At 68.4% G+C, this 18,947-nt stretch carries 19 protein-coding genes; 6 read left to right on the top strand and 13 right to left on the bottom strand.

Annotated elements, in window-relative coordinates; translation table 11 throughout:
- Positions 1-62 precede the first annotated feature (62 nt).
- The 3 genes from otsB to ACPCXD_RS18300 are packed head-to-tail and all read left to right on the top strand — an operon-like array spanning position 63 to position 4,162.
- The gene (gene otsB / locus ACPCXD_RS18310; protein WP_423660663.1) at positions 63-914 is read left to right on the top strand and encodes a trehalose-phosphatase; all 852 of its coding nucleotides are present in this window, start codon (positions 63-65) and stop codon (positions 912-914) included.
- Positions 915-963: 49 nt separating this feature from the next.
- The gene (locus ACPCXD_RS18305; protein WP_183070707.1) at positions 964-3,381 is read left to right on the top strand and encodes a glycoside hydrolase family 65 protein; all 2,418 of its coding nucleotides are present in this window, start codon (positions 964-966) and stop codon (positions 3,379-3,381) included.
- 16 nt (positions 3,382-3,397) lie between these two features.
- Positions 3,398-4,162, top strand: a complete 765-nt coding sequence (locus tag ACPCXD_RS18300) for an HAD family hydrolase (protein WP_423660661.1) — start codon at positions 3,398-3,400, stop codon at positions 4,160-4,162.
- Between the two features lie 3 nt (positions 4,163-4,165).
- On the opposite strand, the gene ACPCXD_RS18295 is transcribed toward ACPCXD_RS18300, so the two are convergent.
- From ACPCXD_RS18295 to ACPCXD_RS18275, 5 genes are all read right to left on the bottom strand, one after another.
- Positions 4,166-6,532: a phosphoketolase family protein gene (locus ACPCXD_RS18295; RefSeq protein WP_423660659.1), complete on the bottom strand. Its 2,367-nt coding sequence runs from the start codon at positions 6,530-6,532 to the stop codon at positions 4,166-4,168.
- A 214-nt stretch (positions 6,533-6,746) separates the two neighbouring features.
- Complete coding sequence (locus ACPCXD_RS18290; RefSeq protein ID WP_423660657.1) at positions 6,747-7,448, bottom strand: DNA alkylation repair protein; 702 nt, start codon at positions 7,446-7,448, stop codon at positions 6,747-6,749.
- Positions 7,449-7,578: 130 nt separating this feature from the next.
- On the bottom strand, positions 7,579-8,709 hold the full coding sequence (locus ACPCXD_RS18285; protein WP_160875356.1) for a site-specific integrase: 1,131 nt from the start codon (positions 8,707-8,709) through the stop codon (positions 7,579-7,581).
- A complete protein-coding gene (pepN, locus tag ACPCXD_RS18280) occupies positions 8,706-11,198 on the bottom strand; it encodes an aminopeptidase N (RefSeq protein WP_423660655.1) in 2,493 nt (830 codons plus the stop codon). Before pepN ends, ACPCXD_RS18285 begins: the two co-directional genes overlap by 4 nt.
- 50 nt (positions 11,199-11,248) lie before the next feature.
- Entirely contained in the window at positions 11,249-12,094 is an 846-nt protein-coding gene (locus tag ACPCXD_RS18275) for an SDR family oxidoreductase (RefSeq protein WP_423660653.1), read from the bottom strand.
- A 121-nt stretch (positions 12,095-12,215) separates the two neighbouring features.
- Between ACPCXD_RS18275 and ACPCXD_RS18270 the strand changes: the two genes are divergently transcribed.
- Positions 12,216-12,590 carry a winged helix-turn-helix transcriptional regulator gene (locus tag ACPCXD_RS18270; protein WP_059384459.1) on the top strand — a complete coding sequence of 125 codons (375 nt, stop codon included), beginning with the start codon at positions 12,216-12,218 and terminating at the stop codon, positions 12,588-12,590.
- Positions 12,591-12,688: 98 nt separating this feature from the next.
- Positions 12,689-13,126, top strand: a complete 438-nt coding sequence (locus ACPCXD_RS18265; protein WP_059384458.1) for a carboxymuconolactone decarboxylase family protein — start codon at positions 12,689-12,691, stop codon at positions 13,124-13,126.
- 27 nt (positions 13,127-13,153) lie between these two features.
- Here ACPCXD_RS18265 and ACPCXD_RS18260 read toward each other — a convergent pair whose 3' ends face one another.
- From ACPCXD_RS18260 to ACPCXD_RS18240, 5 genes are all read right to left on the bottom strand, one after another.
- A complete protein-coding gene (locus ACPCXD_RS18260) occupies positions 13,154-13,855 on the bottom strand; it encodes a LysM peptidoglycan-binding domain-containing protein (protein ID WP_226950123.1) in 702 nt (233 codons plus the stop codon).
- A gap of 70 nt (positions 13,856-13,925) precedes the next feature.
- A complete protein-coding gene (locus tag ACPCXD_RS18255; RefSeq protein ID WP_059384457.1) occupies positions 13,926-14,381 on the bottom strand; it encodes a nitroreductase family deazaflavin-dependent oxidoreductase in 456 nt (151 codons plus the stop codon).
- Between the two features lie 299 nt (positions 14,382-14,680).
- Positions 14,681-14,827, bottom strand: a complete 147-nt coding sequence (locus ACPCXD_RS18250) for a hypothetical protein (protein ID WP_229564881.1) — start codon at positions 14,825-14,827, stop codon at positions 14,681-14,683.
- Between the two features lie 15 nt (positions 14,828-14,842).
- Positions 14,843-15,403, bottom strand: coding sequence for an aspartate/glutamate racemase family protein (locus tag ACPCXD_RS18245; RefSeq protein ID WP_229564880.1), 561 nt, complete (start codon positions 15,401-15,403; stop codon positions 14,843-14,845).
- Between the two features lie 314 nt (positions 15,404-15,717).
- Positions 15,718-15,903 carry a hypothetical protein gene (locus ACPCXD_RS18240; RefSeq protein ID WP_423660650.1) on the bottom strand — a complete coding sequence of 62 codons (186 nt, stop codon included), beginning with the start codon at positions 15,901-15,903 and terminating at the stop codon, positions 15,718-15,720.
- Between ACPCXD_RS18240 and ACPCXD_RS18235 the strand changes: the two genes are divergently transcribed.
- On the top strand, positions 15,902-16,969 hold the full coding sequence (locus tag ACPCXD_RS18235) for a coiled-coil domain-containing protein (RefSeq protein ID WP_229564878.1): 1,068 nt from the start codon (positions 15,902-15,904) through the stop codon (positions 16,967-16,969). The two genes, ACPCXD_RS18240 and ACPCXD_RS18235, sit on opposite strands and share 2 nt — an antisense overlap.
- A gap of 13 nt (positions 16,970-16,982) precedes the next feature.
- Here the strand turns inward: ACPCXD_RS18235 and ACPCXD_RS18230 are convergent, their stop codons facing one another.
- From ACPCXD_RS18230 to ACPCXD_RS18220, 3 genes are all read right to left on the bottom strand, one after another.
- On the bottom strand, positions 16,983-17,714 hold the full coding sequence (locus ACPCXD_RS18230; RefSeq protein ID WP_145692003.1) for a DJ-1/PfpI family protein: 732 nt from the start codon (positions 17,712-17,714) through the stop codon (positions 16,983-16,985).
- Between the two features lie 73 nt (positions 17,715-17,787).
- Positions 17,788-18,228: a VOC family protein gene (locus tag ACPCXD_RS18225; protein ID WP_088899020.1), complete on the bottom strand. Its 441-nt coding sequence runs from the start codon at positions 18,226-18,228 to the stop codon at positions 17,788-17,790.
- A gap of 120 nt (positions 18,229-18,348) precedes the next feature.
- Positions 18,349-18,945 (bottom strand): hypothetical protein, encoded by a 597-nt coding sequence (locus tag ACPCXD_RS18220; protein WP_088898981.1) that lies wholly within the window; start codon positions 18,943-18,945, stop codon positions 18,349-18,351.
- Positions 18,946-18,947 lie beyond the last annotated feature (2 nt).

Genomic DNA, 18,947 nt, shown 5'->3' with positions numbered 1-18,947 from the left:
CGGCCGATCCGCCTCCCCGGATCCCCGGCCGAGCATTTCGATCTTTGTGTACGGTGCGAACCATGACGGGTCGCCGCGACGACAGGAGTACCGATCAGATGACCGCGCCGCGCACCGTGGAGGACCTACCGTCGGCACTCGACGGCGCCGCCCTGTCCGACCGTCTCGCGGGCCGCCGGCCCGCGGTCTTCCTCGACTACGACGGCGTGCTCACCCCGATCGTCGCCCGCCCCGAGGACGCGGTGTGGTCGGACACCATGCGCCGCACCGTCCGTGAACTCGCCGACCGCGTGTCGGTGTGCATCGTCACCGGCCGCGACCGCGACGTCGTCCAGCAACTCATGGGTGTCGACGATCTCGTCGTCGCCGGCAGCCACGGTTTCGACATCTGGAGCCCCACCGACGGGCAGATCGCCCACGACGTCCTCGCCGACTTCACCGATCTGATCACCGAGACCACCGAGACCCTGCGCAGCCGCCTGGACGGTCTCGACGGCGTCGGCATCGAACCGAAGCGCGCGTCGGTCGCCGTGCACTACCGGCAGGCCTCCCCCGAGGTGCACGAGCGGGTGGGCGCGATCGTCGAGACGCTGTTGCAGGAGAACCCCGACCGACTCGCCGTGGTGCCGGGAAAGATGGTCTACGAACTCAAACCGGCCGTGGACTGGAACAAGGGCAAGGCGGTCCTGCACCTGATCGAGGTCCTCGGTCTCGCCTCCGACGAGGTCGTGCCGCTCTATCTCGGCGACGACATCACCGACGAGGACGCCTTCCGGGCGTTGCGGGGTCGTGGCATCGGGATCCTCGTCGGCAGCCCCGACGACCCGGAGATGGCCGGGCGCCGCACCGACGCCGAGTTCGTCCTCGCGTCGGTCGACGACGTCGAACATTTCCTGTCGACTCTGGGCAGGTGACAGCGCTACCGGACAGTTCGTGTCGACTACGACCCGCCAGGAGGTTCGCGTGTACGACCCGGAGTTCACCCTCGACTACGACGGTTTCGATCCCGACGACGAACCCCTGCGCGAAGCCCTGACCTCGACGGGCAACGGCTACTTCTGTTCACGCGGCACGGCCGAGTGGGAGGACATGGGCGAGGTCCACTATCCGGGGACCTACGCGCATCGTTGCTACAACCGCGAGACCACCATCATGGGTGGCAGCCCGGTCCTGAACGAGGATCTGGTCAACCTCCCGAACTGGCTCGTGCTGAAGCTGCGCATCGACGGCGGTGAGGCGATCCGCCTGGCGCAGGTGGAGATCCTCGACTACCGGCACGTCTACGACATCCGCACCGCCACCGTGGTCCGCGAACTGCGGTTCCGGGACCGGCACGGCCGCGAGACGTCGCTGCGCAGCAGACGGTTCGTGAGCATGGAGCATCCGAACCAGGGAGCGCTCGAATGGTCGCTGACCCCGGAGAACTGGTCGGGGCGGGTCGAGATCGTCACCGCCCTCGACGGCCGGGTTTCCAATCGCGCGGTCGCCCGCTACCGCGATCTCGAGGCGCGGCACCTCGATCCGGTCTCGCCGCGCACCTACGGTCCCGAGACGATCGCGCTGAAGGTGCAGATCCGCCAGTCCGACACCTACATCGCCCAGGCCGCACGCACCCGGGTGTTCCGGGAGGGTTCGGGAGGAGCGATGCTCGTCGACCGGGATCTGTACCAGATGGAGGACTACATCCAGCAGGTCCTCTCCTTCGACATCGCCGAGGGTTCGACGGTGCGGATCGAGAAGATGGTGGCGATGTTCACTTCCCGCGACGACGCGATCACCGAGCCCCTCGCGTCGGCGGGCCGGCACGTGCTGCGTTATCCGGATTTCGCCGAGGCGTACGACGAGCACGTCGCGGCGTGGGACGAGCTGTGGGACATCTGCGACATCCGGTTGCCGCGGGAGTCGCGCGCGCAGTTGCTGCTGCGCCTGCACGTCTCGCACGTACTGCAGGTCTGCTCACGGCACACCGCGCGCCTCGACGCGGGAGTGCCGGCGCGCGGACTCAACGGCGAGGCCTATCGCGGGCACGTGTTCTGGGACGAGATGTTCGTCTATCCCTTCCTGAACCTGCGGGTCCCGGAGATCACCAAAGGCCTGATCCTCTACCGCTACCGCCGGTTGGGTGAGGCGCAGGCCGCGGCGAGCGAGGCCGGTTACCGCGGCGCGATGTTCCCCTGGCAGAGCGGCAGCGACGGCACCGAGGAGACCCAGACGGTGCATCTGAACCCGATGTCGGGTCAATGGGATCCGGACCTGAGCCGGAACCAGCGTCACGTCAGCGCCGCGATCTTCTACAACGTGTGGCACTACTACCAGGCCACCGACGATGTCGACTTCCTCGCCGACTACGGCGCCGAGATGATGCTCGAGATCGCGCGGTTCTGGGCGTCGATCGCGCACTACAACCCGGATCGGGACCGCTACGAGATCCACGGGGTGATGGGCCCGGACGAGTTCCACGAACGGTATCCGGGAGCCACCGAGGGCGGTGTGCGCAACAACGCGTACACGAACGTGATGGTCGCGTGGATCGCGGCGCGCGCCCTCGATGTCTTCGAGGTGCTGTCGAAGAGCCGGCGCACGGCCCTGCGGGCCCGGTTGCGGGTCACCGACGAGGAACTGCGCACCTGGTCGGAGATGAGCCGGAAGATGTTCGTGCCCTACCACGACGGGGTGATCAGCCAGTTCGAAGGCTACGAGGATCTCGAGGAGCTCGACTGGGAGCACTACCGCACGGAGTACGGCAACATCGGCAGGATGGACCGCATCCTGCGCGCCGAGGGCCGCGATCCGGATGCCTACAAGGTCGCCAAGCAGGCCGACACGGTGATGTTGTTCTTCCTGTTCGACGATGCCGAGTTGCGGCAGGTGTTCGAGCAGCTCGGTTATCCGTTCGGTCGCGACCTCGTGCGCCGCACCGTCGACTACTACGACCAGCGCACGTCGCACGGGTCGACGCTCAGTCACGTGACGTTCGCCGGTGTGCTCGCCACCTTCGATCCGCAGTCGTCGTGGTTGCGGTTCAAGCTCGCGCTCGAGAGCGACGTCAGCGACCTGCAGGGCGGCACCACCAAGGAGGGCATCCACATGGGGGTCATGGGCGGCACCCTCGATCTGGTGCAGCGCTACTACGTCGGTGCCCGTGCGTACGGCGACGTGCTCGTCTTCCGGCCCAAGCTGGTCTCGCACCTCGACGGGGTGTCGTTCTCCATGCGGTACCGCGGCACTCCCCTACGGGTGCGGATCGACGGCGACAAGCTGTCGGTGCGCGCCGAGACCGAGGGTTTCCGGGTGCCGGTGCGGGTCGCGGTGGACGGCGAACTCGTCGAGCTCGGCGCCGGCGAGTCGCACGAGTTCCGGCTCGCCGCCGTCCCGGCCTGACCGCGAGGAGGACATCGTGGCCGAGACGCAGTCGCGGTTCCGCGCGGTGATCTTCGACGTCGACGGGGTGCTCGTCGATTCACCGCACGAGACGGCGTGGCGGGAAGCGCTGGCGGAGTTGATGGCCGGCGACTGGTGCGACCTGCAGCCCGAGACCTCCTGGCAGGAGGACGCGTTCACCGCGGAGGTGTACCGGCAGGTGCTGTCGGGCCGGCCGCGGATGGACGGTGCCCGCGCCGCCCTCGAGTACTTCGCGGTGCCCGACGCCGAGCGTCGCGCGGTCGACTACGCCGAGCGCAAGCAGGCCCGGTTGCTGCGGTTGATCGACGAGCGCAGGTTCCGCGCCTACGACGACGGAGTGCGCTTCGTCGCGGCCGTGCAGGCGGCGGGGATCGCGGTGGCCGCGGCGTCTTCGTCGAAGAACGCCGGACTGTTCCTGCGGGCGATCCCCGCCCACAACCATCCCGGCGAGACGCTGCTCGACCGCTTCGACGCCGATCTGTCCGGGCGCCCGGTCGCCCACGGCAAACCCGACCCGGAACTGTTCCTCACCGCCGCCGACGAACTCGGGGTGCCCGCGCAGGCGTGCGTGGTGGTCGAGGACGCGATCAGCGGGATCCGGGCGGCGAAGGCCGGCGGCATGCGGGCGCTCGGTGTCGCCCGTTTCGACGACTCCGCCGATCTCGAGGACGCGGGCGCCGATCTGGTGGTGGCCTCCCTCGACGAGGTCGACGTCGACGCCTTCACCGCCGGACGACTGGCCCGTCGCGGATCAGTTTGACGCTCAGTCGATTCCGACGCCCTGCCAGTGCCAGTCGGTGATCACCGGCATGTCCTCGCCGTGGGTGCGCACGTAGCGGGTGTGCTCGGCGAGGATGTTCTCGAGTTCCTCGCGGGCGTGCCCGGCGATGGGCCGGATCCGCTCGACGCGGTCGAGGACGTCGAGCGCGAGGTGGTAGCGGTCGATGCGGTTGAGCACGCACATGTCGAAGGGTGTGGTGGTCGTGCCCTCCTCGATGTAGCCGTGGACGTGGAAGTTCTCGTGGTTGGTGCGCCGGTAGACGAGACGGTGGATCAGCCACGGATAACCGTGGTAGGCGAAGACCACCGGCTTGTCGGTGGTGAACAGCGCGTCGAAGTGCGCATCAGGCAACCCGTGCGGGTGCGCCCGGTCGTCCTGCAGCCGCATGAGGTCGACGACGTTGACCACCCGGATCCGCAGGTCGGGGAAGCGGCGGTGCAGGATGTCGACGGCTGCGAGGGTTTCCATCGTGGGGATGTCGCCGGCGCAGGCGAGCACCACATCCGGTTCGACGTCGCGGTCGGTCGAGGCCCACTGCCAGATCCCGATGCCCTTGCGGCAGTGGGTCATCGCGTCGTCGATGTCGAGGAACTGTACGGCCGGTTGCTTCCCGGCGACGATCACGTTGATGTACTGGCGGGTGCGCAAGCAATGATCGGCCACCGAAAGCAGGGTGTTGGCGTCCGGCGGCAGGTAGACGCGCACGACTTCGGGTTTCTTGTTGACGACGTGGTCGATGAATCCGGGATCCTGGTGCGAGAAGCCGTTGTGGTCCTGCCGCCACACGTGGGAGGTGAGCAGGTAGTTCAGCGACGGGATGGGGCGGCGCCAGCGGATCCGGTTCGTGGTGAGCAGCCATTTGGCGTGCTGGTTCACCATCGAGTCGACCAGGTGCGCGAAAGCCTCGTAGCTGGAGAACAATCCGTGCCGGCCGGTGAGCAGATACCCCTCGAGCCAGCCCTGGCAGGTGTGTTCGGACAGGATCTCCATGACGCGGCCGTCAGGGGCGACCCGGTCGTCACCCGGCTCGATGCGCGCGTTCCAGGTGCGGTCGGTGGCGTCGAGGACCGCGTCGAGGCGGTTGGAGTTGTTCTCGTCGGGCGCAAACATCCGGAAGTTCGTGGCGTTGCGCCGCATGACGTCGCGCAGGAAGGTGCCGAGGATGCGGGTGGCCTCGCCGGTGGCGGTGGCCGGTTCGGGAACGTCGACGGCGTAGTCGCGGAAGTCGGGCAGGATCAGATCCCGCAGCACCGCTCCCCCGTTGGCGTGCGGGTTGGCGCTCATCCGCCGGGTGCCACGGGGCGCGAGGTCGCGCAGGGCCGCGACGGGAACGCCGTCGTCGTCGAACAACTCCTTCGGCCGGTAGCTGCGCAGCCACTCCTCGAGGAGGCGGCGGTGCTCGTCGTTCCTGCGCGGATCACCGATCGGCACCTGGTGGGCGCGCCACGTGCCCTCGATCGGGGCGTCGTCGACCTCCACCGGGCCGGTCCAGCCCTTCGGGGACCGGAGCACGATCATCGGCCACGCCGGGCGGGTCGCGTTTCCCGAGCTGCGGGCGGTCTGCTGGATCTCGGAGATGCGGTCGAGCGCCGCGTCGAGGGCGGCGGCGAAGCGCCGATGCATGTCGGCGGGATCGTCACCGGCGACGACGATCGGTTCGTGCCCGTAGCCGCGCAGCAGCGAGATCAGTTCGTCCTCGCCGATGCGGGCGAGCACCGTCGGGTTGGCGATCTTGAAGCCGTTGAGGTGCAGGATAGGCAGCACCGCGCCGTCGCGGCGCGGGTCGACGAATTTCGTCGAGTGCCAGCTCGCGGCCAGCGGCCCCGTCTCGGCTTCGCCGTCGCCGACGACCGCGGCGACGATCAGGTCGGGATTGTCGAAGGCGGCGCCGTAGGCGTGCGAGAGGGCGTAGCCGAGTTCACCGCCCTCGTGGATGGATCCGGGGGTCTCGGGGGCGACGTGACTGGGAATGCCGCCGGGGAAGGAGAACTGGCGGAACAGACGCCGCATGCCGTCCTCGTCGCGGGAGACGTCCGGATAGACCTCGCTGTAGGTGCCTTCGAGCCACGCAGCGGCGACGGGTCCGGGGCCGCCGTGACCGGGACCCATGACGTACATCATGTCCAGGTCGCGGGTGGTGATGGCGCGGTTGAGGTGTGCGTAGACGAAGTTCAATCCCGGTGTGGTGCCCCAGTGTCCGAGCAGTCGCGGTTTGATGTGTTCGGGCCGCAGCGGTTCGCGCAGCAGCGGGTTGTCCATGAGATAGATCTGCCCGACGGACAGATAGTTCGCGGCCCGCCACCACGCGTCGAGAGTGTCGAAGTCGGTGTCGCTGGTGGGGAGCTGCATCGTTCTCCTCGTCGTCGGTGATATCCGGCCTCGGCCAGGGCTTTCCCGCGACAGCGCATGCGGGGCCCGGCCTGCCGCGTACCCTCGCTCGGAACGGTACCCATTCGGGGAGGTGCCCACTCCCGGTACCGACCGGAACGATCCGACGTGGGAACTCGAATGCGTATGGCCTGGGCCAGGACCGCACAGGAACGCACACTCGACGTCGCGTGAGCTACGGCCGGGTGGCCTTCGCCTCGTTCTTCCGCCGCACCATCTCGCCGATCCAGGCCGGCGCGTACGGCGACGTGCAGCCCGGGGACGTCGGATAGTCCTTCAGCACCTCGAGGCGTTCGCCGATGTCGAGCGCGCGGGCGCGGTGGTCGGGGTGTTCGATGCCGATCTGCGCCAGGCACGTGTTCATCGCCCATTGCAATCGTTCGGGGGCGTCGCGCATCTGGGCGTCGATGGTGTCGAGCAGGCCGGACAGGTCGAGGCCGTCGGCGTTCTTGACGACGCGCTCGGCGGTGAGCGCCCATCCCGCGCTCGCGACGACCGGATCGGGATCGGTCATCCACCGACCGCGCAGCTCCTCGGTGTGCGGGTTCTTCTTCACGACGTAGTTGACGAACCAGTCGTGCACCTTCGGGGTGCCGGTCTCGCGGACCATCGCGTCGAGCTCGTCGACGGTGAACGCCTTGGGGCGGCAGATCAGCAGCGCGAGCAGCCGGGCGGCGGTGTCGCCGGTGGCCCAGAGTTGCTGCGCGAGCTCGTGTTGGGTCTTCACCCGCTTGGCGACGGCGCGCAGGGCGGAGAGGTTCACGCCGTGGTCGTCGCCGTGTTTCTCGTTCACCGCGCGGATCTTCGGGTCGTCGAGCGCGGCGAGTTCGGTGAGCAACTCCTCGACGGTCGGAGCGTCCGTTGTCGTCTGTGCCACCGCGATCTCCTGTTCCTGGGTGTCGGTCGCGCCTCAGCCTACGAGCGCCGGGCGACAGCATGTGCCGGTTCCGTCGTCGATTCGGGTGGGTTCGGCCCCGCTGAGCGGGGTCGGATCCACCCGAATCCGCTCACAGGCCGAGTTGGGTCACGGCGTTGCCGACGAGACCGGCGTGGTGGCGGCTGTACAGCGCGACCATCCGTTCGTCCGCGTGCCCGGTCTGCGTCATGATCGTCTGCGTGGTCGCGCCGCCGCGCACCGCCTGGGTGACGAACCCGGCCCGCAGGCTGTGCCCGCCGAGGGTGGCGACGAGGTCGTCGCTGAATCCGGCGCGGCGGGCGCGGCGCTGGATCATCGAGTGCACGGACTGTCCCGACAGCGCGGTCGTCCCCACCGTGCCGCTGTGGTGCACCGGCCGGAACAGGGACCGGTCGCCGTCCTGTGTGCGCCCGGCCGCGAGACCGCGGCAGCAGTGCTCGGCCGGGTCGGCCGCGGCGGTGCCGAGCAGGTCGACGACGGCCTCGCGTCCGGACTCGTCCCACGCGTCGAGCACCTCCCGCCAGCGTCGATAGGCGCATACCGGGCAGGTGTGCGGATCGGACCCGTACGGCAGGGTGACGGTGCGGCCGCGGGCGCTGCGGTCGGTCTTGGAGCGGCGGACCGTCACGTAGAGCCCGTCGGCGCGGTGCGGGACGACATCGGAGACGACGAGGCCGGTGAGCTCCGAGCGGCGCAGCGCCCCGGCCAGCCCCATGAGCAGCAGCGCCGCGTCGCGACGTTCGGCGACGCGTTCGGCCCACCCGGCGTCGGCCGCCTCGGAGCGCATCGCGGTGAGGATGGTGCGGATGTCGTCGGTGAGCAGCGGGGTCCGGCGCGCCGGCGGGGTGGCCCGGTCGCGTCGGATGCCGCGTAGGAGGTCGCGGACCGATTCGTGCCCACCGGGTTTCGGTAGGCCCGCGAGGGCGTGCATCTTGTTGATGGTCGACACCCACCGCGACAGCGTCGACGGCGCGTACGCCCAGCGCCCGTCCGGGCGCACTTCGGCGGCCTTCTCGGTGAGGAACCAGCTCAATTGCTCGGCGGTGGCCGGCATCGGACTGTGCCCGGTGCGTTCGCACCAGCGGGTGAAGATCGTCCAGTCGCCGATCTGGGCGGCGCGAGTGTTCTCCGAGGTCGCCTTCTCCCGCAGCCGCCGCATCGCGGTGGCGACCGTATCCGGGACCGCGGGCACCTCGGGACGGGGCAGATCCGGGCTGGTCACGGCGTGTTGATCCTCTGGACACGCAGGTCGCGGGCGAGATGGTCGCGCTGTTCGATCACCAGCCGCCGCAGCGCGGCCGGGGCGTCGGTGTGGGCCTCGAGCCAGGTGTCGACGGGTTCGAGGCTGTCGGCCGCGGGGAACAACCCGACGACGATGCGGCGGGCGATCTCGATGCTGCGGCTCGTCCAGGTCTCCTGCAGCACGGCGAAGTAGTCGGTGTCGTAGGCGGAGATCAGGTCGCGGCGCGCCCCGGCGCGGAACCCGGCGATGGTCGCGTCGAGGTGGTCGTTGGTGAGGGTGTGGTCGGCGAGGATCGTCGCCCACGCGTGCGCCTTGACCTCGGCGCGGGGACGGGAGGCGAGTGCGCGCAGGTGCGCGGTGCGTCCCGAGGCGGTGTCGTCGGTGCGCAGTTCCTCGTCGAGGTCGGCCTCGTCGGCGTCGCCGGTGGTGGTCAGCGCCGCCCACCAGCTCCATCGCAGGTCGGGGTCGAGGCGCAGGCCCTCCGGCGGTGCGACGGTGCCGCACAGGATCGCTCGCAGGTCGGCGGCGTGCCGGTCGTCGATGCTCGCCGCGACACCGACGGCGCGGGCGAACGCCAGCTGGGCGTCGCTGCCGGGTGCGGCGCCGTGCATCCCGTCCCAGACCGCGTCGAGCCAGCGACGCCGCGCATCGGTGCGCGCCGAGTCCGGCACATAGTGTTCGACGGCCTGGGCGGCGTTGGCGAGCACCGCGGTGAGCAGCGCGATGTCCGCCTCGTGCGGGGCGAACCGGGCGGCCATCGACAGATAGCGGTCGACGGCGAGTTCCCCGTCGCGGGTCGCGTTCCACAGCGCCGACCACAGCAGGCCGCGCGCGAGCGGTTCGCGGACGCGGTCCAAGGAGGACTCGACCGTGTCGAGCGACCGGGCGTCGAGGCGGATCTTCGCGTAGGTGAGGTCGTCGTCGTTGAGCAGCACCAGCGCCGCCTCGGGCAGGTCGACGGGGGTGCGTTCGTCGGCGAGGTCGACCTCGACGCGGTGGGTGCGGACGAGGTCGCCGGAGTCGTCGGGGTCGTAGCAGCCGACGGCGAGGCGATGCGGGCGCGGATCGCTCTGCACGATCTCGTACCCGGTCCCGGACTCCTCGAGGTGCAGGGTGGATACGCCGGTGGTCTGCAGCCATGCCTGCGCCCAGGACGTCAGGTCGCGGCCGGAGGTGCTCGACAGTTCGACGAGCAGATCGTCGAGGGTGGTGTTGCCGAAGGCGTGCTTGCGGAAGTACCGGCGGGCACCCTCGAAGAAGGCGTCGCGGCCGACATAGGCGACGAGCTGCTTGAGCACGCTCGCGCCCTTGGCGTAGGTGATGCCGTCGAAGTTCAGTTTCGCGGCCTCGAGGTCGACGATGTCGGCGACGATCGGATGCGTCGTGGGCAGCTGGTCCTGCAGATACGCCCAGGCCTTGCGGCGGTTCGCGAAGGCCACCCACGCGTCGGTGAACTTGGTGGCCTCGGCGCTGGTGAAGGAGCCCATGAAGTCGGCGAACGACTCCTTGAGCCACAGGTCGTCCCACCACTTCATGGTCACCAGGTCGCCGAACCACATATGGGCCATCTCGTGGAGGATCGTGTTGGCGCGCCCCTGGTGCTGGGCGGCGGTTGCGGCGCCACGGAAGACGTACGCCTCGGTGAAGGTGACGCAGCCGGGGTTCTCCATCGCGCCGAGGTTGTATTCGGGCACGAACACCTGGTCGTACTTGCCGAACGGATACGGATAGTCGAAGTGCTCGGCGTAGAAGTCCATGCCCTGCCGGGTCACCTCGACGATCTCGTCGGCGTCGAGATGCTCGGCGAGCGAGGCGCGGCACAGCACCCCCAGCGGCACCGTCAGCTCGTCGCGGCTCCACGACGCGTCGATCCGGTGGTACGGGCCGGCGACGATCGCGGTGATGTAGGTGGAGATCGGCTGGGTCGGCGCGAACGTCACGGTCTGCGTGTCGTCGCGCTGCACCGTGCGCTCGGCGGCCTCGTTCGAGAGCACCTGCCAGCGCCGCGGGGCGGTGACCACGAAGGTGAACGGCGCCTTGAGATCCGGCTGTTCGAAGCACGCGAACACGCGTCGGGCATCGGCCGGTTCGTACTGGGTGTAGAGGTAGGTTTCGCCGTCGACGGGGTCGACGAAGCGATGCAGCCCCTCCCCCGACCGGCTGTACCGGCCGGTCGCGACGACGGTGACGACGTTGATCTCCTTCAGACCACCGATGGTGATCCGCGCGCCGTCGTAGACGACGGGCACGAGCTCGCCGTTGATCGTCACCGACTCGACGGAGTCGCCGATGAAATCGAGCCAGGCCTCGTCGGTGGAGGCGGTGAATTCGAGCGTCGTGACCGTGGGGAATCCGGTGCGTCGGGCGTCGACGGCACCCCGAAGGTCTAGTTCGACGCGGTAGGAGTGCACGTCGAGTGCGCGGGCGCGCGCGGCGGTTTCGGCACGGGTCAGATTCGCGGAGCTCACGAGTCCCGATCCTGCCATCACGCGCCCGGACTCGACGGGATTAGCGGGTGTCAGGCACCGATCGCTTCGGCTGCCGGCGTGGCGGGGCGTCCGATGAGGCGTTCGAGATCTCCACTGTCGGTGTCGAGCGCGCCGACGGCGATGCCCGCGTCGGAGTCGGCGAGCACTGCCGCGAACTGTACGGGCACACCGGCGTTCTCGAGGATCGTCGCGTACTCCTCCTTCGGCAGATCCTTGTAGGTCACGGGTACGCCGACGATGCCGGAGAGGACCTCCGCCAGGTCGGCGTAGGTCAGTCGCTGACCGCCGAGTTCGTAGACGGCACCGGCGTGTCCCTCGGTCGTGAGGACCGCGGCGGCGGCTTCGGCGAAGTCCTTGCGGGCCGCTCCGGCGACGCGGCCTGTGCCGGCCGAACCGAACAGCGCCCCGGTGGCAGCGGCTGCGGTGCCCGAGTTGTCGTAGTTCTCCCAGTACCAGCCGTTGCGCAGGAGGGTGTGCTCGATGCCGGAGGCGGCGAGCAGTTCCTCGGTGGCCTTGTGTTCGCCGGCGAGGATCAGCGGGCTCGTGGCCGCGCGCAGGATCGAGGTGTAGGCGATGAACGCGACGCCGCCGGCCTTGGCGGCGTCGATGATGTTGTTGTGCTGGGGCAATCGCTGTCCCACTTCGCTGCCGGAGATGAGGAGCAGCTTGTCGACACCGGCCAGCGCCTCGCGCAGGGCCGCCGCATCGGCGTAGTCCGCGACACGGACCTGCACCCCGTCGGCGGCCAGGTCTGCGGCCTTCGCCGCGTCGCGCACGATGGCGACGATGTCGCCTGCGGCGATTCCGCGGGCGCGGAGGGCGGTGATGGTCAGGCGGCCGAGGTGGCCGGCGGCGCCGGTGACAGCGATGGTCATGGGACTCCTCGAAGTGGTCGAGCGGGCTCGGGAACCCCACCATCTCATCACTTACTTTTAGTAAGTGCAACCGTTCGAGTCAGTACCCATCGCTCGCATAGCCGCCGTATACTCGGCATTCATGAGCACCGATCGCCTCCCCGAAGCCGATGTCTTCGCGCGCGAGTGCCCGTCGCGTCCGGTGCTGCAGAGCATCACCGGGCGTTGGGGTGTGCTGGTGCTGGCGGCCCTCGTCGACGACACGCGTCGGTTCTCGGAACTGCGTCGCCGGGTCGACGGCGTGAGCGAACGCATGCTGTCGCAGACCTTGCAGACCCTCGAACGCGACGGCCTGATCCACCGAGCCGTCCTGGGGACGATCCCTCCGCACGTCGAGTACTCGCTCACCGACCTCGGACGCCGCATCACCGCGCCACTGCTGACGCTCATCGACGTCGTGGAGGAGTCGATGCCCGAGATCGCCGCCGCGCAGAACGAGTACGACCGCGGCCACTGATCCGGCAGCGCGAACCGCCCCCACCGGCCCGGATGCGGCTGACAGAATGGAGCGGCCGGTCGTTCCGGCCGGTGTCGCTCGCCGGAAGGACATCCACGATGGCGCACGTCAATCTCGGTAAGCAGCACCCGGCCGCCTACAAGAGCGTGCTGGCATTGAACAAGGAGGTCGAGGAGGCCGTCGCGCAGGCCGGTCTCGATGCGAAGCTCGCCGAACTGGTGAAGATCCGCACGTCGCAGCTCAACGGGTGCGCGTTCTGCCTGCGCATGCACACGCGGGACGCCCTGGAGAAGGGCGAGACCACCGATCGTCTCGCGGTCCTCGCGGCCTGGCGGGAGTCGCAGTACTTCTCCGACCAGGAGCGGGCCGCGCTCGCCCTGGCGGAAGAGGTCACGCACCCCATGGAACCCGGTCGGCACGAGTGGGACAACGGTTCGCTCAGCGACGAGCAGGTTTCCGCCGTCACGTGGCTTGCGATCGTCATGAACGCGTGGAACCGCATCGCCGTCCGGAGCCACTACCCCGTCGGCCCCTGACCCGCACCGGCCCCACGGCATCCCTCCTCAGAAGTCGGTGAGGTTCGGGAAGAACAACACCTGCCCGACGGTGATCCTGTCCGGATCGGCGATGTGGTTGGCAGCCGCGATCATGGCGAACATCTCCGCGTTCCCGTAGTGGTCCTCCGCCAGAGCCCGCAGGGTATCGCCTGCGACGACGGTGTGCCGGTAGTTGAGCCCGGGACGGATCAGCACCCGTCCGACCTCGACGTGGTCGGGGTCGGTGATGTGGTTCGGAAACGAGATCACCGGATACAGTTGCGCCTCGCCGTACCAGCGACGTGCGAGCCCCGAGAGGGTCTCACCGGTGACCACGGTGTGGTGCCCCACGTCCCCGAGTTCGGGAACCAGCAGTGACCGGCCGACCCGGACGACGTTCGGGTCGGTGATGTGGTTGGCCGCCGCGAGCACCGGGAACAGGGTCCCGTCGCCGTAGAAGTGTTGCGCCAATCCCGACAGTGTCTCGCCGGGCGCAACGGTGTGCCGGTCGGTGATGTACGGGATGAGCAGTTCCTGTCCGACGGTGATGTCGTCCGGGTCGACGATGCCGTTCGGAACAGCGATCACGGGGTACAACGTCGCGTCACCGTAGAACCACTGTGCCAGCTTCGAGAGGGTGTCGCCTGCGACGACTTCGTATTTCGTAACCATGACCGTGCCTCGGTGGTGTGGAGGGTCGTCGATTCGAATCGAATCGACGAGGATCATGGTGCTCACCGTCGGCACGATGCACACGCGTAGTGCGCTACCCGAATCTCGTACGAGAGATGTCCGTCGACTACGTCGGTGGCAGCAGTTCGAAGACCGGATGATGATCGGCCTCCGCGACGAACCGCTCCACCGGGTCGTTCCTGCTCGCCTCGAAATACCGTCGGGTGGCGGACGCCAACTCGACGTACCGCTGCAGGACCGGCCCGGCCTCCTCCGCCGACACCTCACGGATCGAGTAGCGGTGCGTGTCCCGCCGCCTGCTGAGCTCGACCTCACCGGCAGCACGCGCGTTGTGCACCCACCCCACCGATCCGTACGGGGCCACGAGCCAACGTTTTCCGTGCAGATCGACGATCAGCACGGGGTTGCGGCGGATCTTCCCGGTGCGCCTGCCGCGCGTGGTCAACAGATTGGAGTGCGGCACCAACCCCGCGCGGGTGAGAGCGCTCATCACGGCGTTCTCGAGGTGCCGCCACCGGCTCGGTCGGTAGGTGCGCTCGGGGCGGAACGAACTGTCGGTCATCGTCCGCCCCCACCCCGGCCACGCAACCCCGAAGGCCCGCGGCCCGTGCTCGACAAGCCGGGACGCCGACAGCCGACGTACCCCGGGCTCGCTGAGCCGGGGCAGTGTGGCCGACATGTCCGCATGTGGCCGGTCGGGCGGCGACCTGTCAGCGCCGGTCGGCGGACTCGTCGGTGACGAGGCGATACAGCACGTATACCGCGAACCACGCGATGAGCACCGACGCGATCACGAGGGCGATCTCGTAGAAGAGGACCATGTGCTCGATGCTACGACCCGCTGTGGCTACCTGCCTGTTATCACCGGAACTGTCCGCCGCGCCAGGTCGGCAGGTCGCGCGTTCCCAGTGCCACCTCGAGGGCCGCTCGTCCGGACAGCCGTGTCGAATCCAGTACCGGTAACGGCGAGTCGTCCGGGGAGACCAGCAGCGGGATCTCGGTGCACACCAGCGCGACCGCGTCTCACCCGGAGTCCGCGAGTCTGCCGATGAGGTCCATGAAGGACGCCCGGGTCTCGTCCCGGAAGACGCCGTGCACCAATTCGTCGAAGATCGCCGCGTGCACCAGGGCCTGATCGTCGTCCGTCGGGATGACGGCCTCGATTCCTCGTGCCGCCAGTTCGCGGGGGTACAGAGGGCCCTGCATGGTGAACCGCGTTCCCAGGATGCCGACGCGTCGGTGCCCGGCGCACTGCGCCGCGTCGGCGACAACGTCGATCAGGTGCAGCCCGGGAATCGCGAGGGGATCGCCGGGCGTTTCGAGCGCAAGATGGGCGGTGTTGTCCGGACACACGAAGAAGTCGCATCCGACCCTGGCCAGACGATCGACGCTGGTCGCAAGTACGGCGCGCACCGCCTCGTGGTCCCCGCGCTCCCACGCGGGCATGCAGCGCTCGAAGGAGATGCAGTCCATGGTGACGTCCGGATGTGCCGGATGCCCGACACGGGTGCTGTGCTGACACACCTCGCGCCAGCACAGCGAGGCACCTTCCCAGCTGTGGCCCAGGATTCCGACATGTCTCATCCCTGTACCCCCTTTGTCCTGCACCTGAGATCACCCTTCGTATGCAGAGCCCGTTCGACTATCCCTCCTTCATCGACATGCACGCTCGACCGAGCGCAGAATTCCAGCGCTGCAATGCCTTTCATCGCCTCCGCCGGCCCGGGCACACAGTTGACGACTCGCGTTCCGCGCACCTGACGACCGGCGCCGGAGCCGAGGGTCCCACTTTTCTGCCGGCTCCCCGATCCCCGGATCGGAGGGATGCACAGTTTTCGACCCGTGTCGGCACTTGATCGTCATAAGTGGGGATTATGACGATCAGTGCTCTCACTCGATCATGGACGAAAGCGAGCGGTTTCAATGGCGATAGTAGTTACGAAACCGGAAATCGTACGTTGTTTGGCCAGTTCAGCATTTTTCATATCGTTTCGTTTCATTACGGTCTTGTTCTGTAATAACGTAACTAAATGCGGTACGATACCTACGACCTGCGATTTCGGCGCCACGACGAGGACATCCATGACCGACGCACACTCCCCCGCCCGCGAAGCGACCACCGACGAGGACGACTCGAGCAAGCCTCGGGTGGGACGCCCCCGGAAGTACGCCACCGCAGCCGACCGCGTGCGCGCCTATCGCGAACGCGAGCGCGCCAAGAAGGAAGCTGCCGGCATGGCCCCACCGGTCGTCGAGAGCCCGGACGATGCGGTCTCCGCGCTCACGGCCGCCACCACTGCACTACGCGCGTTGGCCACCAACACCGTCGAGCAGTACTCGGCGATCGCCGAGCGGATCACCACCGCGGTCGACAAGCTCACCGACGCCGAGGCCGTCGAGGCTCAGATGACGCGGTCGGCCGCCGAACTCGCGAAGGTCAAAGCCGACGCCGACGCGAAGATCGTCCGGCTACGCGAACAACTCGCCCAGGCAATCGAGGACCGCGACAACGCCGACGCCGCAGTGGCCGCCGTCGATGCCGAACTCGCCGACGCTCGTACCGCACACACCGAACAGGTGCGCCGACTCGAGGAAGCGCATCACGCCGAGCTGACTCGGCTGAAGGACGAGCACGCGGCAACACTGCAGCGGTGGAAGGACGAATTCGAGGCAGCGACCGCCGAGCACACACGAACTGTCGGCGACCTGCGAGCGACGATCGTTCAGCAGGACGAGTCGCTCACCGCACAGCGACGGGAACTCGACGACGCGGCTGCCCAGCGTGAGCGCGCGACCGTCGAGATCACCGATCTGCGAGCCGAGCTCGCGCGCCTGCAGGCCGCGCTCGACCGGGAGGTCGCGACCCGCGAACGCCTCGACACCGAGCTCACCACCGAGCGCGACCGCACCTCCGAGCTACGGAGCCGACTCGAGGAATCGCGCATCACCGCCGCGACGGCCCAGGCGGCCGAGACCGCAGCACGGGCGCGTGGCGACGAACTGCGGGCCGAACTGTCGGCACTGCGCGACGAGATCACCGCCTTACGCGACGAGACGAGGACGCTTCAGGCGGAGAATCTGACGCTGAAGACCGAATCGAGTTCTCTCCGTGCCGAACTGGATGCAGCGAGAACGGCCGGGACGAGCTGAACCGGCCGGCCGATCATCGAGCGCGTGTCCGCGATCGGCGAGCGCGCACTCCGTCGATCACCGTCGACCACGCCAAACGACTTGCCGCGGTCATATTGGAAACGCGAACGGCGTCGCGGGTGAGAAGTGCGTTGGCCAGCACTTTCGTATGCCGCGACGCCGAACTGGTGTGACCGCTGTCGAACGGCGGGGCGGGGTCGTACTCGATCATCAACTGGATCGCCTTCGCGCGTTCCTCCCCCGCGATCCGGGCCGCGAGCGACAGTGCCAGGTCGATTCCGGCGGAGACGCCGGCGCAGGTGACGACTTTGCCGTCGAAGACCACCCGTTCGTCACCGCACGGAACCGCTCCGAACGCGCGCAACGCCGTCAGCGCTTGCCAGTGCGACGCCGCGCGTCGGCCCTCGAGGAGTCCCGCCGCGGCGAGAATCAGCGCGCCGCCGCATACGGAGACGGTCCACGTCGATGTCCGGTGTGCGCTGCGCAGCCATTCGCGGAGACGGTTGTCCTCGGCGGCGACGGCGATGGCTGTCCCCGACCCGGGTACGAGCACGATGTCCGGGCACGGTGTCTCGTCGAACGTGTGTGTCGCGCCGAGCGCGAGCATTCCGCTGTCGACAACGACCGGTCCGGTCTCGTGCCAGACGAAGCGCACGTCCGCCTCCGGAAGGTACCGGAGCACTTCGTACGGTCCGACGACATCCAGTGCGGTCAGACCCGGGAAGACGACGATGGCGATCTGCACTCCGGCACCCTAGCAGTCTGCGCACGCATGTACTCAGACTTTCGGTGCCGATCTCCGCGGGTAGGGACGAGCGTCAACCGAACTGTTCGAACAGCGAGACGATGATCCCGTCGGGTCCCCGCACGTACGCCATTCGCACACTGTTCTCGTACTCACCGATGCCCCCGACGAGGCCGTATCCCCGCTCGGCGACAGCATCGACGGCAGCGTGGAGATCGCCGACCTCGAACGACACATTGCGGATCCCGAGCTCGTTGGGCATCGCCGTCGGCGAGCCGGGAAGGTGGTCGGGTGCGATGAACCTCGAGAGTTCGAGCCGGGCTCCTCCGTCCGGCGGTCGGAGCATCACGATGTCGCAGTGCGTGCCGGGCAGACCGCAGACGGTCGCGGGAAAGTCGCCCTGCACAGTGCCGGTGCCTTCGACCTCGAAGCCGAGGCCGACGAAGAACGCCGTCGCGGCGTCGAGGTCCGAGACGGTCAGGCCGACATGATCGAAGCGTCGTACGTGTGCCATGGGATCCATCCTTCGATGTTGTCTCGTCCGTTTGCTGCTGGGACGGAGCCGGTGCTCGGATCTCGACATTCCACGGACTCGGCGGGACACCGGATCGTTTCCCACCACCGCATCGATGAGCTACGACGCGCCCACCGCTCTGCGACGCGCAACTCTGATCCAAGCGGCCCTGACAAGCATCAGCAGGCACAGCCCGATGCCCCATCCGATCTCCGACAGCATCACACCCACTCCCGCCTGACCGGTGTCGTCGGTACTGGCCACCACGCTGAAGGCGGTGGTGAATCCTGCCGCCGTGCCGATTGCGGCGGCCAGTCCGCCGCTCACCACCCAGCGAGATCGACGAGCGGAAAGGAGGCACGCCAGCACGGCGGTCACTCCACAGGCGATCACCTGCCAGGTGGGGAACTCGTTCGGTGCGGGCAGGCCGGGGCCTCGGAATTCTCCGTCGTGCTCTGCCGACCAACTCAACCATCCCGCGCAGGACAAGAATCCGAGTGCGAATGCGGTTGCACCGGTCGCCCACAGGCCGCGCCGGCCGAGACCCACGGGTCGATCACCGGTCTGCTCGTGGTCGCTCGTCGGACTCCGGACACCGGCACGCTCCCGCTGCCAGGCAACCCACACCGTGCTCACGCCGATCAGGGTCGGCACGCCCACGAAGATGAGCACGATCCACAGGAATTGAGCCCAGGAGAATTCGAAACCGGCGGCCATAG

Origin of the sequence: Rhodococcus sp. AB351, from assembly GCF_049538275.1 — a bacterium.
Lineage (GTDB): Bacteria > Actinomycetota > Actinomycetes > Mycobacteriales > Mycobacteriaceae > Rhodococcus.
Note: the sequence above shows the minus strand (reverse complement) of the source record. Positions and strands in the feature narration are given on the sequence as shown.

Excerpts from the sequence above, each read along its gene's own strand:
- otsB (WP_423660663.1), top strand. The coding sequence starts at position 63 with ATGACGGGTCGCCGCGACGACAGGAGTACCGATCAGATGACCGCGCCG.
- ACPCXD_RS18295 (WP_423660659.1), bottom strand. The coding sequence starts at position 6,532 with ATGCAGCTCCCCACCAGCGACACCGACTTCGACACTCTCGACGCGTGG.
- ACPCXD_RS18275 (WP_423660653.1), bottom strand. The coding sequence starts at position 12,094 with ATGACCATCGCTGTCACCGGCGCCGCCGGCCACCTCGGCCGCCTGACC.
- ACPCXD_RS18270 (WP_059384459.1), top strand. The coding sequence starts at position 12,216 with ATGAGCACCGATCGCCTCCCCGAAGCCGATGTCTTCGCGCGCGAGTGC.
- ACPCXD_RS18265 (WP_059384458.1), top strand. The coding sequence starts at position 12,689 with ATGGCGCACGTCAATCTCGGTAAGCAGCACCCGGCCGCCTACAAGAGC.
- ACPCXD_RS18260 (WP_226950123.1), bottom strand. The coding sequence starts at position 13,855 with ATGATCCTCGTCGATTCGATTCGAATCGACGACCCTCCACACCACCGA.
- ACPCXD_RS18255 (WP_059384457.1), bottom strand. The coding sequence starts at position 14,381 with ATGACCGACAGTTCGTTCCGCCCCGAGCGCACCTACCGACCGAGCCGG.
- ACPCXD_RS18245 (WP_229564880.1), bottom strand. The coding sequence starts at position 15,403 with ATGAGACATGTCGGAATCCTGGGCCACAGCTGGGAAGGTGCCTCGCTG.
- ACPCXD_RS18235 (WP_229564878.1), top strand. The coding sequence starts at position 15,902 with ATGACCGACGCACACTCCCCCGCCCGCGAAGCGACCACCGACGAGGAC.
- ACPCXD_RS18240 (WP_423660650.1), bottom strand. The coding sequence starts at position 15,903 with ATGGATGTCCTCGTCGTGGCGCCGAAATCGCAGGTCGTAGGTATCGTA.
- ACPCXD_RS18225 (WP_088899020.1), bottom strand. The coding sequence starts at position 18,228 with ATGGCACACGTACGACGCTTCGATCATGTCGGCCTGACCGTCTCGGAC.
- ACPCXD_RS18220 (WP_088898981.1), bottom strand. The coding sequence starts at position 18,945 with ATGGCCGCCGGTTTCGAATTCTCCTGGGCTCAATTCCTGTGGATCGTG.